The organism is Kitasatospora sp. NPDC015120, from assembly GCF_043080305.1.
Taxonomy (GTDB): domain Bacteria; phylum Actinomycetota; class Actinomycetes; order Streptomycetales; family Streptomycetaceae; genus Kitasatospora.
Genome location: NZ_JBIBVJ010000012.1, coordinates 1 through 13,580 on the forward strand (window position 1 = coordinate 1; position 13,580 = coordinate 13,580).

Consider the following 13,580-nt stretch of genomic DNA (forward strand, 5'->3'; position numbering starts at 1 on the left):
GGCACGACAAATAAACCCTGAGCCGGAACGCGTCGAAAAGACAACGAAGCGCCTCGGCCCGTAACCGGGAAGAGGTGGTGTTTCAGAGGATTGGCCGCCCCGGGACCGTCCGCGCCGATGCGTGTCCGGTGCTCCCTGCCGAGCGACTAGAGAACACTACGCCCATGCGGGGGCGAAGGCAAACGGCCCACCCGGACGATGCGGGTGCAGACCGCGCGGCCGGCCTTCACGTACTCGCCGTTGGGGTGGTCGTTGCCGGTGACCCAGTGCCGGGCGGCGGCCTCGTCGCGGCCGCCGGCGCGGTGGCGGTCGAGCAGGCGGGCCTCGCGGACGACGTCGTCCGTCTCGACGTACCAGAGTTCGCGCAGCAGTCGGCGGGCCTCGGGCCAGGGGTGGTCGGCGGCGGCGAGGTAGTTGCCCTCGGTGACGACGAGGCGGGTGTGGGGGCGGACGACGTGCCGGGCGGCCACCGGCTCGTCGAGCGCGCGGTCGAAGTCGGGGGCGTAGATGTCCCGGAAGCGGTCGGTGGCGACCCGGTGGAGCAGGGCGATGTAGCCGTGGGCGTCGAAGGTGGCGGGTGCGCCCTTGCGGTGGCCGAGGCCGAGGCGGTCGAGCTGGGCGGCGGAGAGGTGGAAGCCGTCCAGCGGGAGGTAGGCGGCGCTGCCCGGGCCCTCGTGGCGTTCGACCTCGGCGACGAGGTGCCGGGCCAGGGTGGACTTGCCGGCGCCGGGCGGACCGGTGAGCCCGAGGACGGTGCGGGCGTTGCTGCCGGGGCCGCGCAGCAGGCGGAGGGCGAGGGCCGTGAGGCTGTCCGCGTCGAGGTCGGCCACGGCGGGTGTCCCCGTGGAGCGGTCCGCGTTCATGGCCGCACCCTACTCAGCGTTCGGCGAGGGCGGGAAGGTCCAGGGTGAGGGTGCCGGCGTCGGCGTCGAGCAGGGCGGGGACGCCGAGCGGGACGGTCAGGGTGGAGGGACCGTGACCGAAGCCCAGTTCCCAGACGACCGGTAGGCCGAGCGGGCCGAGGCGGTCGAGCATGACGTCCCGGACCCGGTCGAGCGGGCCGCAGCCCTCCCAGGAGCCGAGGGCGATGCCGGTGACGCCGTCGAAGGCGCCGGAGCGCAGCAGCTGGGTGAGGAGGCGGTCGAGCTGGTAGGGGTGCTCGTTGACGTCCTCCAGGACCAGGATGCTGCCGGCGTAGGAGGGCCGGGCGGCGGGGGTGCCGCGTTCGGCGGCGAGGACGTGGGTGCAGCCGCCGGCGGTGATGCCGCGGGCCCGGCCGGGAACGAGGGCGGTGGCGGTGGCCGAGGTGAGGACCGTCGTGGCGGCGGGGTCGAACAGGGTGCGGCGCAGGTGCTCGGCGGTGGGGCCGTCCTCGATGAAGGTGGCGGTGGCGCTCATCGGGCCGTAGAGGGTGGCGAGGCCGAGGCGCTGGGCGAAGGCCTCGTGCAGGGAGGAGACGTCGCTGAAGCCGATCAGGATCTTTGGCCGGACGGCGCGCAGGGCGTCCCAGTCGAGGAGGTCGACCATGCGGTGGACGCCGTAGCCGCCGCGGGCGCACATGACGGCGTCGACGGTGGGGTCGAGCCAGGCGGCCTGGAGGTCGGCGGCACGGTCGGCGTCGGTGCCGGCGAGGTGGCCGAGGACGGGGTGGGTGTCGAGGACGTGCGGGGCGACGGTGACGCGCAGGCCCCAGGAGCGCAGCAGGGCGGTGCCGGCGTCGAGCCGCCGGGGGTCGACGGGTCCGCTGGTGGCGACCACGGCGACGTGGTCCCCGGGGCGGAGGTGCGGCGGGCGGGTCAGTCCTCGGCCGGGAGTGGTCGGGTGGCGGTCCATGGCCGGGTTCCTTCCGGGCGCGGTCGCGGGTGCGACGTGGTCGCGGGTGAGGGGTGGGTCTCGGGGCCGGTGCGGACCGGCCCCGAGAGGTTATGCCCCTGACGCGTTCACAGCGATCCCATGACCTCGCGCACTTCGGCGAGGGTGGCGTCGGCGATCGTGTTGGCGCGTTCGTTCCCGGCGCGCAGGACGTCGCGGAGGTGGCCGCGGTCGGCGGCGAAGTCGGCGCGGCGGGCGCGGATCGGGCGGAGGTGCTCGTTGACGGCCTCGGTGACCGTCCGCTTGAGCGCGGCCGCGCCGCCGTCGCCGATCTCCTCGGCGACCTCCTCGGGGGTGCGGTCCTGGCAGAGGGCGGCGAGCAGGACCAGGTTGGAGACCTCGGGGCGGGTGGCGGGGTCGTAGGTGATGCGGCGGTCGGTGTCGGTCTTCGCGCCCTTGAGGAGCCGCGCGGTGGTGTCCTCGTCGGCGCCGAGCGGGATGGAGTTGCCGCGGCTCTTGCTCATCTTGCCGCCGTCGGTGCCGAGCAGCAGCGGGGCGGCGTCGAGCAGGGCGCGGGGGCGGGGGAAGACGGTGCGGCCGTCGGGGTGCGGGTAGCGCTCGTTGAACCGGCGGGCGACGGTGCGGCTGACCTCCAGGTGGGGCAGCTGGTCCTTGCCGACGGGGACGAGGTCGGCCTTGCAGAAGAGGATGTCGGCGGCCTGGTGGACGGGGTAGGTGAGCATCAGCCCGTTGACGGCGGACTGGCTGGAGTGGGCGATCTCGTCCTTGACGGTGGGGTTGCGGTGGAGCTCGGCGACGCTGACCAGGCTGAGGAAGGGCAGCAGCAGCTGGTTGAGGGCGGGGACGGCGCTGTGGGTGAAGATCGTGGCGCGGTCGGCGTCGATGCCGGTGGCGAGGTAGTCCAGGACGAGGTTCTCGGTGTGCTCGGCGAGGCGGTCGGCGACGTCCCGGTCGGTGATGACCTGGTAGTCGGGGATGACCAGGAACATCTCGACGCCCAGGCGCTGGAGGCGGACGCGGTTGCGGAGGCTGCCGAAGTAGTGGCCGAGGTGGAGCGGGCCGGTGGGGCGGTCTCCGGTGAGGACGCGGTGGGCGCCCGGGTCGCGGCGGACGGTCTCGTCCAGGGCGTCGAAGCCGGCGAGGTCGCCGGGCTCGGTGCGGTCACCGGGCTCGGTGCGGTCACCGGGCTCGGTGCGGTCACCGGGCTCGGTGCGGTCGGCGACGGTGGTGGTGGTCACGGGGTTTCTCCTCGGTACGGCGGTGGTGGCGGCCGTCCGGGGCTCGGGGCCCGTCCCGTCGGAGAAACGCAGCAGGGCCGTCCATCCCGGACGGCCCTGGTCAGGCGTGGCTGGTGGCCGTCCTAGGACGGCCACCAGCTGAGACCTGCGAAGCGCTTCATGGGTTCGAGGATAGCCGGTGCCCGTACGGGCCCGCTCGGCTCCCCGGGGGCCGTCAGTCCTCGACGACGAGGGCGGGCGTGTCCTTGCGGAGCGTCTCGCCGCGGAAGAAGGCGGGCCGGTAGACCCCGTACACGACCATGAGGACCGCGCCGAGCAGCAGGATGCCGACGCCGATGACGAACACCGAGCCGATGCCGAGGACGGCACCGCTGCCGTACTCCGGGTCCCAGGCGTCGGTGAGGGTCTGCAGGAAGACGCCGCTGAGCAGGACGCCGCCGAGCAGCGGGGCGATGCCCTTGACGGCGAGGTCGCGCAGGCTGTCGCGGAGCGAGCGGCGGAAGTACCAGACGCAGGCGAAGGCGGTCAGCGCGTAGTAGAAGCAGATCATCAGGCCGAGCGCCAGGATGGTGTCCTGGACGACGTTCTCGCTGATCACGCTCATGCCGACGTAGAAGGCGGCGGTGGCGATGCCCGCGGCGACGGTGGCGAAGCCGGGGGTGCGGTAGCGCGGGTGGACGGTGCCGAAGCGCGGCGGCACGGCCCGGTAGGCGCTCATCGCGAGCAGGGTGCGGGCGACCGGGATGAAGGTGGTCTGGAGACTGGCGGCGGCGCTGGCGACGACGGCCACGAAGAGCAGGATGCTCCACGGGGAGCCGAGCACGGGGCGGGCCAGGGCGGCGAAGACGTTGTCGGCCGTGTCGGGGTTGCCGAGACCGGTGCCGGTGGTGCCGACGCCGGCGAACATCTGGGCGGCGATCGCGACCAGCAGGTAGGAGCCGACCAGGGTGACCATCGAGATCATCGCGGCGCGGCCCGGGGTCTTGGCGCTGCCGCTGGTCTCCTCGTTCATGGTGAGGCAGGTGTCCCAGCCCCAGTACATGAAGATCGACAGGGACAGGCCTGCGGTGAAGGCGCTGAACGAGCTCACTTCGAGCGGGTTGAGCCAGGAGGCGGAGAAGCCGATCGAGTCGGGCAGGTCGCCGGCGGCGGCCTTGGCGATGGCGATGCCGGAGAACAGCAGCAGGACGGCGAGCTGGAGGCCGACCAGGCTGTACTGGAACCACTTGGTCGCCGTCATGCCGCGGTAGCTCATCGCGGTGGCGGCGGCGATCAACACCACGACGGTGGCCAGGTGCACGGCCTTGTTGTCGTTGAGACCGGCGACGGCACTGCTGCCGGTCATCTCGCCGAGCATCAGGTACAGGAAGTCGGTGGCCACCCCGGCGAGGTTGGACAGCACGATGATCGTGGCGACCGTCAGGCCCCAGCCGGCCATCCAGCCGACGCGGGGGCCGAAGGCCTTGACCGTCCAGGTGAAGGACGTGCCGCAGTCCGGGAAGTCCTTGTTCAGTTCCTTGTACGCGAACGCGACGAGCAGCATCGGCAGGAAGCCGGCCAGGAAGACCGCGGGCATCTGGACGCCGACGGCGGTGACGGTCGGACCCAGCGTCGCGGTCAGGCAGTAGACCGGGGCGACCGTGGAGACGCCCAGGACCACGCTGCTCAGCAGGCCGACGGAGTTGCCCCGTAGGCCCTTGTCCCCCGCTGCCCCCGCTGCCCCCGCCGCCTCCGGCGCAGCGCCGGGGGCTCCACCACTGGCGCCACTGACCGGGGCACCCTGCGGAGCGGCGGGCGCCGTTGCCCGGCCGCTGCTTCCGTGCTCTGAGAGCTGCTGATCAAACACCAGCGCACCCTAGGTGCGGGCGGCGAAGGTTGAGTAGTCCAACCGTGGGTGATCTGAGCCACTCCCTTCGATTTGCCTGAGTGTGATCAGCTGTTGCCCGACGATGCATGGGTTGTTAAGGCGTGTACCTTTATTTCTAAGGGTCGTTACCGAATTGATTTGCTGTGGTATGTCACGGTTTGTGATGTTTCGGGGATCGGCCGGGCCCCCCTCGGACGATCCGGCGGGGACTCCGGCGGGGCCGTCGGATAGGTTTGCCTCACCTAACCCCGACGCACCGTCCGTGAAGGAGTGCCGCGTGTCCCCCACCTCCGGCCGTCCGACCGCCAGCCCCACCCGCCGCACGCTGCTCACCGCGGCCCTCACCGGCGGAGCCGTGCTCGGCCTCGGCGGGCTGCTCACCGCCTGCGGCAGCTCGGGCGACTCCGGCACCGGCGGTTCCGGCGGCACGACCGCCAAGCCCTCCGGGGGTTCCGCTCCGGACCAGAAGTCGGTCAAGCAGGGCGGCGACGACTACGCCGCGGTGATCGAGAAGATGAAGGGCTTCGGCACCGACGCCGCGCCCGGCGTCTACCCCCGGACGATCAAGCACGCGATGGGCGAGACCGTCATCCCCGCCAAGCCGGTCCGGGTCGTGGTCCTCGACACCGGCGAGCTCGACAACGTCGTCTCGCTCGGCATCCAGCCGGTCGGCGTCGTCCACACCGACGGCTCCAAGACCATGCCGTCCTACCTCAAGGACAAGGCCGGCGCCCCGGCCAACGTCGGCACCATCAACAGCCTCAACCTGGAGGCCATCGCCGCGCTCAAGCCCGACCTGATCCTCGGCAGCCAGCTGCGCGCCCAGGACCAGTACGAGCAGCTCTCCAAGATCGCGCCGACCGTGTTCTCGCTGCGCCCCGGTTACCCGTGGAAGCAGAACTTCGTGCTCAACGCGAGCCCGTTCGGCCTGGAGGCGGAGGCCAAGGCCCAGCTCGACGCCTACCAGACGGCGGCCGCGGCGATCGGCGCCAAGCTCGGCGACAAGCGGCCGACCATCACGCCGCTGCGCTTCATGCCCGGCAAGACCCGGCTCTACGCGGAGCTGTCCTTCATCGGCACCATCCTCGGCGACACCCAGCTGCCGCAGCCCAAGATCATGCAGGTCAAGGAGCTCGCGGTGGAGATCAGCCCCGAGCAGATCGACAAGGCGGACGCCGACTGGGTCTTCTACGGCGTCTACGGCACCCCCAGCTCCACCAACCAGGACGCCGTGCTCGGCGGGGCGCTGTGGAAGACGCTCGGCGCGGTCAAGTCCGGGCAGGCCCGGCCGGTCCCGGACGAGACCTGGTTCCTCGGCCTCGGCGTGGCCGCGGCCAACGTCGTCCTGTCCGACCTCAAGGGCTTCGTGGCGCCCGGCGCCTGATCGGCGCTCGGGGGGGGGCGCCCCGGACGGACCGATGGGGCGTCAGGACGCGGGGCGGCCCGGACGGATGGGACGGACGGGGCGGAAGGGTGGCATGCGGCACACGGGGCGGAAAGGCGCTTGGAGCAGATCGCCCGGTACGGGAGGATCGACGGCACCGAACCCCGAAGGGCCCGTGCCAATGACCACGCTCGACCAGACCGCCGCCGACCGGCCCGCGTCGGCCACACCGTCCGCGCCGCCGGTGCCCCCGGTGTTCCCCGCGCCCCCGCTCCCGGACGGGACCGCGGGGAACACCGGGGAGGCGGGGCACACGGGAGTCACCGCCGGGGGTGCCGCACCCGGCGGCGCCTCCCTCTGCTCCATCGCGGCGGCGGGGGCCGACGGCCGGACGGGCGGCACCGCCGGTGTCCTGGCGGGCGGTTCCGTTCCACGGCCGCGCGGCGGTGGCGCCGCCCGGCGGGCCGTCGGGCCGGACGGCGGGCCGAGCAGCGGGCCGGACGGTGCGGCCGGGCCCGGCGCCGACCTCGGGACCGGGCCGGAGCGTGCGGAGGGCGGAGAGGGCGGCGAGGGCTTCGTACGGCTCCAGCAGCGGCCGGCCGCCCGGGACCGCAGCGTTCCCGTGCTGCGGGCGGCCCAGGAGGAACTGCGCACCGTCGTCACCAGGCGCCCCGCGCCGTCGCGCCGGCTGCGCCGGATGCATCCGCAGGCGGCCGGAGACCCCCGGCCGTCCGCCGTGGGCGCCGGCCCGGTGCCCACGGCGGACGTGACGGCCGTCCCGGGGCCGCGCACCGGCGACGACGACCGGAGCGGAGCGGGTGCGCGGGCGACGGGTGCCGAGGCACCGCTGGGCGTCCTGATCGGCGGTACCCCTCAGCTGCCGGAGGCCGCGGGAGGCCCCGGTCCGGCCGGAGCGGCCGGGCGTTCCGCGGAGCGGCCCGCCGTCCGGGCCACCGCCGAACTCGTCCGGCTCGGCCGGGGGACCTGTCTGGTGGTCCTGCCCGCCTGGCGGCCCGCGATCGCCGTGTCGGTGCCGACCGAGCACCTGCTGAACGCCACCGGCCTCGCCTACGAGCGGCTGGCCGGAGCCCGGCTCTCCGTCGTGATCAACCCCGACGCGCTGCACGACCGGGAACTGGAGCCACGGGACTGGCGGGCCGGTGCGCCCGGGCGGCGCGGCGGGCGGCGGACGGTCCAGGACCCGGCCGGGGCCGGAGCCGGAGCCGGAGCCGGAGCCGGAGCCGGGCGGTCGGGCAAGCACGCGGCCGGGCGGCCGGGAACGGGCGGTCAGGACCGGGCGGGCCGGGCGTTCGGGATGTAGCCGAGGTCGACGGGCTCGGGTGCACGGCCGTCGCTGAGCCAGCCCGGTCGGACGGCGGCCAGCAGCTCGGGCAGCCGGGGCGGCCAGAGGGCGTCCGCGTCGGCGTCGGCGAGGTCCTGCGGGGTCCACCAGCGCCAGTCGAGGATCTTGTCGGCGGCGTGCATCGCGCTGACGTCGCCGACCGGGCCCCGGTGCGGGCCGGTGGTGAGGTAGATGTGCTCATGCTGGCGGACGGGTGTGCCGTGCCAGGTGAAGTCGTGCTCCCAGGTGCAGAGCAGCGGGCCGGGTTCGAGGTCGGACCAGCCGGTCTCCTCCCAGAGCTCGCGACGCGCCCCCGTCCACGGCGTCTCGCCGGGTTCGATGCCGCCGCCCGGCATGGTCCAGTGCACGCCGACCTCGCTGTTGTCCGAGCGCAGGAGGAAGACGGAGCCCGACTCGTCCAGGACGACCGTGCGGGCCGCCTGCCGCGGGATCCTTCGCGCGTTGCGCCACAGGTTTCGCATCGGGTCACTCTCGCAGCGGACCGCTCCGGCCGTCGAGCGGATTCCCCGGCGGCCGGAATCCCGGCGGGCGGACTCCCGGCGGGCGGACTCCGCGGACTCCAAGGGCGGCCCGGGCGCGGTCGGCGGGCCCGGCGGAACCGGGCCGTCCGACCGTGGGCCGGGCCGACGCGTCCGAGCGGGTCGAGGCCTGTGACGTCGGGGTTTTGACGGCCCGCCGGTCGGCCGGTGGCCTTACCCTGACGCCCATGCCCGCTCCCGCCTTCCTCCTCCCCTCCCACCCGCTGGACCCGCGCCGGGTCGACCCGCAGTTCGCCTGGGAGGCCAGGCTGCTGCGCGACCTGGGCGGCGAGCACCACCTGGTCGACCACGACGCGCTGCTCGCCGGGGACGCCCACCCGGCCGTCCGCGGCGTGCCGGCGGGGCGCGGGCCGTTCTGGTACCGGGGGTGGATGCTCCCCTCCCACCGCTACGCGGAGTTCGCCGCCGCCCTGGCGGAGCGCGGCGGGCAGCTGCTGACCAGCCCGCCCGGGTACGCCTCGGCGCACGAACTGCCGGGCTGGTACGAGGTGTTCGAAGGGGCCACCCCGCAGAGCGTCTGGCTGCCGGCCGCGGGGACCGAGCCCTTCGGCGGGGCACGGTTGGCCGCGGCCGTCGCCCGGCTCGGCGGGCGGGGGCCGGCGATCGTCAAGGACTACGTGAAGTCCCGCAAGCACGAGTGGGACGAGGCCTGCTTCATCCCCGAGCTGGCGGATCTGCCCGCCGTCGAGCGGGTGGTCGCGCGGTTCGTGGAACTGCAGGCCGAGCACCTGGCGGGCGGTGTCGTGCTGCGGCGGTTCGAGGAGTTCACCCGGGTGGGGTGGGAGACCCGGGCCGCTCCGTCCGGCGACGGGCCCGACGGCGCCTCCGGCGGGGGTCCTGGTGCGGACCGGGACACTGACCGGAGCGCGGCCCGGGGCGCGGCCCGGCACGCGGGCGACGGGCGGCGGCGGGCGGTGGAGGCCCGGGTGTGGTGGCTGGACGGCGAACCGGTGCTGGTCGGACCGCACCCGGACCTGCCCGGCTGCCCCGCCGCTCCCGACCTGTCCGTGGTCCGGCCGCTGGTGCGGGCACTGGGCTGCCGGTTCGTCACCACCGACCTCGCCGAGCGGGCCGACGGCTCGGGCTGGCGGGTGGTCGAGGTCGGGGACGGGCAGGTGAGCGAGCTGCCCCGGGGGATCGATCCCTCGGGGCTGCTGATCGCCCTGCTCGCGGCGTGACCGGGGCGGCGGGACCGCTTCGGGTTCCCGCCGCCGTTCGGTGCGGGCGGTTATCCGACGATCATGTCCGCGGCCGGGGCGGGGGCGGCGTCGCTCCCGCCGTGGCCCTCCGCCACGAACGCCTGCCAGAGCCGGGTGTACACCCCGCCCCGGGCGAGCAGTTCGGTGTGCGTGCCGTCCTCGACCACCCGGCCGTGGTCCAGCACCACGACCCGGTCGGCGCGCTCGGCGGTGGTCAGCCGGTGGGCGATGACCAGCGTGGTGCGGCCGCCGCTCAGCCGGTCGGCGGCGTGGTTGACCGCCGCCTCGGTGGCCAGGTCGAGCGCCGCGGTGGCCTCGTCCAGCAGCAGGACGTCCGGATCGACCAGCTCCGCCCGGGCCAGCGCGATCAGCTGGCGCTGGCCCGCCGAGAGGTTCCGTCCCCGGCCCGTGACCTCGTGGTCGTAGCCGCCGGACAGCCGCACGATCATGTCGTGTGCGCCGACCGCCCGGGCCGCCGCCTCGACCTCGGCCGCCGAGGCGCCGGGCCTGCCGTAGGCGATCGCCTCGCGGACCGTTCCGGCGAACAGGTAGGCCTCCTGCGGCACCACGCCGAGCCGGTGCCGGTACTGCGCGAGGTCGTAGCGGGTCAGGTCCACGCCGTCGACCCGCACGGTGCCGGACGTCGCGTCGTAGAACCGGGCGACCAGCTTGACCAGGGTCGACTTCCCGGCACCCGTCTCGCCGACCAGCGCCACCGTCTGCCCGGCGGGGATCCGCAGGCTGATGCCGGTGAGGACGTCCGGGGCGCCGTCCGCGCCGCCGTTGTAGGCGAAGCCGACCCGGTCGAACTCGATCTCGCCGCGCAGTCCGGCCGGGACCGGCACCGGGTCGGCGGCCTGCGCGGTGCTGGTCGGGGTGCGCAGCAGCTCGCGGATCCGGCCCAGGCCCACGGCCGCCTGCTGGTAGCCGTCGAACACCTGGGAGAGCTGGTTGACCGGTGCGAAGAACAGGTCGATGTAGAGCAGGTACGCCACCAGCGCGCCGACAGTGAGCGTCCCGGCGTCCACCCGCGACGCGCCGACGATCAGCACCAGCGCGGCGGCCACGCTGGAGAGGAACTGCACGAACGGGAAGTACAGCGATATGTAGAGCTGGGCCCGGACGCGGGCGTCCCGGTAGGCGATGCCGCGGGCGACGAAGCGGTCCGTGTTGGTGTCCAGCCGGCGGAACGCCTGGACGATCCGCATGCCGGCCACGTTCTCCTGGAGGTCGGCGTTGACCGTGCTGATGAGGTCCCGGGAGATCTCGTACTGGGTCTTGGACTTCCGGCGGAACACCAGGGTCGCCACCACCAGCAGTGGCAGTACCGCGAAGACCGCCAGGGCGAGTCCGGCGTCGATCACCAGCAGGGCCGCCAGGATGCCGAGGAAGGTCAGCAGGCTGACCACGGCCGTGACCACGCCGGTCTGGAGGAACGAGGTGAGCGAGTCGAGGTCGGTGGTCATCCGGGTCATGATCCGGCCGGACAGCTCGCGCTCGTAGTAGTCGAGGCCGAGCCGGTTGAGGTGGGCGAAGATCTTGAGCCGGAGCGTGTAGAGCACCCGTTCGCCGGTGCGGCCGCTGACCCGGTTCTCGGCGCTCTGCACCAGCCAGTCCAGCAGGACGACCGCCAGGGCGGCGAGCGAGGCGGCCGTGACGCCGGTCATGACGCCCTTGCTGACGCCGTCGTCGATGCCGTGCCGGATCAGGATCGGCAGGACCAGGGCGGCGCCCGCGTCCAGGGCGACCAGCAGCAGGGCGAGGGCGAGCGGTGCGCGGAAGGGGCGCAGCAGGCGGCGGAGGCTGAAGTCGGGGTCGCCGCGCTCGGCGTCGGCGCGGGGGATCGCCGGGGTGTCGGTGGCCGGCGGGAGGGCGGCGACCTGGGCGAGCAGGGCGGGGGCCGCGGTGCGGGCCGCCTTGGCCAGGGCCGGGGTGGGCATCGCGGGGGGTGCGGGCGGCGCGGGGGCGGGGACCCGCTTCGGCGTGCTCGCCGTCGCCGGGTTCGCGCGGTTCGCCGGGTTCGTCGGGCTCGCCTGGTCGTTCGGGTCCGCGAGGGCGGCCGGGTCGGCCGGGTCGTCGGGCTTCTGCGCGGCGGGGGTGCGGCCGGCTTCGGGGTCGGTGATCAGGGCCCGGTACTGGGGACATCGGGCCTCAAGTTCCTCGTGCGTGCCGAGGTCCAGCAGCCGGCCGCGGTCGAGGACGGCGATCCGGTCGGCCAGCTGGAGGGTGGAGCGGCGGTGGGCGATCAGCAGCGTGGTGCGGCCGGCCATGACCGAGCGCAGCGCGTCGTGGATCTCCGCCTCGATCTGCGGGTCGACCGCGGAGGTGGCGTCGTCGAGGAGCAGCACGCGGGGGTCGGTGAGGATCGCCCGGGCCAGCGCGATGCGCTGGCGCTGGCCGCCGGAGAGGGTGAGGCCCTGCTCGCCGACCTTGGTCTCGTAGCCGTCGGGCAGCGCCCGGACGAACTCGTCGGCCTGGGCGGCGCGGGCGGCGGCGACGACCTGCTCGTCGGTGGCGTCCGGGCGCCCGTAGGCGATGTTGGTGCGGACCGTCTCGGAGAAGAGGAAGCTCTCCTCGGGCACGATGCCGACGGTGGCCCGGACCGAGTCGAGGGTCAGGTCGCGCAGGTCGTGGCCGTAGAGCCGGACGGCGCCGGAGGCCGGGTCGTAGAACCGGGGCACCAGCTGCGCGACGGTGGACTTCCCCGAGCCGGACGCGCCGACCAGCGCCAGGGTCTCGCCGGGGGCGAGGCGGAGGCTGAGGCCGTGCAGCACGGGCGCCGGGTGCTCGGGGTCGTAGCGGAAGCCGACCTGGTCGAACTCCAGCGCCACCTCGGTGGTGAGCGGGCCGGCCACGCGCGGGCCCGCCGCGGGCACGGCCGCGGCCGGGGTTCCGGCGGCGTCGGCACCGCGGACGGCGTGGGGGGTCCGTTCGCCGGCACGGTCGTCGACGGCCGGGAGGGAGAGGTCCAGGGTGACGGCGTCCGGGCGCTCGCGGACCAGCGGGCGCTCGTCGATCAGCTGGAGCACGCGCTCGACCCCGGCCCGGGCCTGCTGGCCGACGGTGATGACCATGGTCAGCATCCGGACCGGGCCGGTCATCTGTGCCACGTAGGTGGAGAAGGCGACGAAGGTGCCGAGCGAGACCCGGCCGTCGACCGCGAGCCAGCCGCCGAAGGCCAGCACCGCCACCTGGGCGAGCGCGGGGATCGCCTGCATGGCGGGGTTGTAGCGGCTGTTGAGCCGGATCGAGCGGAGCCGGGCCGCGTAGAGGTGGCCCGAGGCCGCCTCCAGCTTGTCGAGCTCCTGGGCCTCCTGGCCGAAGCCCTTGACCACCCGCACGCCGCCGATCGCCTCGTCGACCACGCCTGCGACGGCCGCGGCCTCCTGCTGGGCGGCCCAGGTGGCGGGGAAGAGCCGCTTGCGGCTGAGCGAGGAGACCCACCACAGGGCCGGGGCCATGACCAGGGCGACCAGGGTGAGCGGCGGCGAGAGCCAGACCATCACGCCGAGCGACATGGCGAACATGATCAGGTAGCCGGTCATCATGGGCAGCATCGACAGCAGCCCGTTGACCAGCTGGAGGTCGGAGGTCGCGCGGCCGACCACCTGGCCGGTGTCCAGGCGGTCCTGGCGGTGGCCGTCGAGCCTGCCGAGCGAGCGGAAGAGGTCGGCGCGCAGGTCGTGCTGGACGTCGACGGCGAGCTGGCCGCCGTAGTAGCGGCGGACCTGGGTGCAGCCGAACACGACGGCGGCCGCGAGCAGCAGGACCACGGCCCACGGGGCGAGCGGGCGGGTGTGCGCGGTGATGACGTCGTCGATGATCACCTTGGTGACCAGGGGCACCAGGGCGGTGACGGCCATGCCGAGGAGGGAGGCTCCGAAGGCCAGCAGCACGCTGCGCCGGGAGCGCCAGCAGTAGCCGAGCAGCCGTCGGAGCCAGCCCCGGCCGTCGCCGGCGTCGTGCTCGCCGCCGGCGGGGGTTCCGGCACCGGCCGTGGTCGTGGGGTCCGGGGCCGCGTCCGGTCGGGCGCGCCCGTCACCGGAGCCGCCCGGGGTGTCGGCTCGGGTGCCGCTCGGCGAAAGCTCCGCCGTAGATCCGTGAGTCTCAGGCATATTTAGGGATGCTAACCATTCCGTCGGGTGGCCGCCATGGAA

9 protein-coding genes are annotated in these 13,580 nt (G+C 74.3%); 3 read left to right on the top strand and 6 right to left on the bottom strand.

Annotated elements, in window-relative coordinates; genetic code table 11:
• Window positions 1-146: 146 nt before the first annotated feature.
• The 4 genes from ACF1AK_RS24460 to ACF1AK_RS24475 form a co-directional block, all read right to left on the bottom strand.
• Window positions 147-863, bottom strand: coding sequence for a nucleoside/nucleotide kinase family protein (locus ACF1AK_RS24460; RefSeq protein ID WP_391500968.1), 717 nt, complete (start codon window positions 861-863; stop codon window positions 147-149).
• A gap of 13 nt (window positions 864-876) precedes the next feature.
• A complete protein-coding gene (locus tag ACF1AK_RS24465; RefSeq protein WP_391500969.1) occupies window positions 877-1,833 on the bottom strand; it encodes an LD-carboxypeptidase in 957 nt (318 codons plus the stop codon).
• A 107-nt stretch (window positions 1,834-1,940) separates the two neighbouring features.
• The gene (gene trpS, locus ACF1AK_RS24470) at window positions 1,941-2,957 is read right to left on the bottom strand and encodes a tryptophan--tRNA ligase (protein ID WP_391501145.1); all 1,017 of its coding nucleotides are present in this window, start codon (window positions 2,955-2,957) and stop codon (window positions 1,941-1,943) included.
• Window positions 2,958-3,285: 328 nt separating this feature from the next.
• Window positions 3,286-4,731: an APC family permease gene (locus ACF1AK_RS24475; protein WP_391500970.1), complete on the bottom strand. Its 1,446-nt coding sequence runs from the start codon at window positions 4,729-4,731 to the stop codon at window positions 3,286-3,288.
• Window positions 4,732-5,215: 484 nt separating this feature from the next.
• Here ACF1AK_RS24475 and ACF1AK_RS24480 point away from each other — a divergent pair, with 484 nt between their 5' ends.
• Both ACF1AK_RS24480 and ACF1AK_RS24485 read left to right on the top strand, forming a co-directional pair.
• Window positions 5,216-6,322, top strand: a complete 1,107-nt coding sequence (locus tag ACF1AK_RS24480; protein WP_391500971.1) for an ABC transporter substrate-binding protein — start codon at window positions 5,216-5,218, stop codon at window positions 6,320-6,322.
• 181 nt (window positions 6,323-6,503) lie between these two features.
• On the top strand, window positions 6,504-7,643 hold the full coding sequence (locus tag ACF1AK_RS24485; protein ID WP_391500972.1) for a hypothetical protein: 1,140 nt from the start codon (window positions 6,504-6,506) through the stop codon (window positions 7,641-7,643).
• Here the strand turns inward: ACF1AK_RS24485 and ACF1AK_RS24490 are convergent.
• Window positions 7,610-8,146, bottom strand: coding sequence for an NUDIX hydrolase (locus ACF1AK_RS24490; RefSeq protein ID WP_391500973.1), 537 nt, complete (start codon window positions 8,144-8,146; stop codon window positions 7,610-7,612). The two genes, ACF1AK_RS24485 and ACF1AK_RS24490, sit on opposite strands and share 34 nt — an antisense overlap.
• Before the next feature lie 245 nt (window positions 8,147-8,391).
• On the opposite strand from ACF1AK_RS24490, the gene ACF1AK_RS24495 reads away from it, so the two are divergent.
• The gene (locus ACF1AK_RS24495; RefSeq protein ID WP_391500974.1) at window positions 8,392-9,402 is read left to right on the top strand and encodes an ATP-grasp domain-containing protein; all 1,011 of its coding nucleotides are present in this window, start codon (window positions 8,392-8,394) and stop codon (window positions 9,400-9,402) included.
• Between the two features lie 50 nt (window positions 9,403-9,452).
• Here ACF1AK_RS24495 and ACF1AK_RS24500 read toward each other — a convergent pair whose 3' ends face one another.
• Window positions 9,453-13,538 carry an ABC transporter ATP-binding protein gene (locus tag ACF1AK_RS24500; RefSeq protein WP_391500975.1) on the bottom strand — a complete coding sequence of 1,362 codons (4,086 nt, stop codon included), beginning with the start codon at window positions 13,536-13,538 and terminating at the stop codon, window positions 9,453-9,455.
• Window positions 13,539-13,580: the final 42 nt, after the last annotated feature.

Coding starts and splice junctions, on each gene's coding strand:
- ACF1AK_RS24460 (WP_391500968.1), bottom strand. CDS start 863: ATGAACGCGGACCGCTCCACGGGGACACCCGCCGTGGCCGACCTCGAC.
- ACF1AK_RS24465 (WP_391500969.1), bottom strand. CDS start 1,833: ATGGACCGCCACCCGACCACTCCCGGCCGAGGACTGACCCGCCCGCCG.
- ACF1AK_RS24485 (WP_391500972.1), top strand. CDS start 6,504: ATGACCACGCTCGACCAGACCGCCGCCGACCGGCCCGCGTCGGCCACA.
- ACF1AK_RS24490 (WP_391500973.1), bottom strand. CDS start 8,146: ATGCGAAACCTGTGGCGCAACGCGCGAAGGATCCCGCGGCAGGCGGCC.
- ACF1AK_RS24495 (WP_391500974.1), top strand. CDS start 8,392: ATGCCCGCTCCCGCCTTCCTCCTCCCCTCCCACCCGCTGGACCCGCGC.
- ACF1AK_RS24500 (WP_391500975.1), bottom strand. CDS start 13,538: ATGCCTGAGACTCACGGATCTACGGCGGAGCTTTCGCCGAGCGGCACC.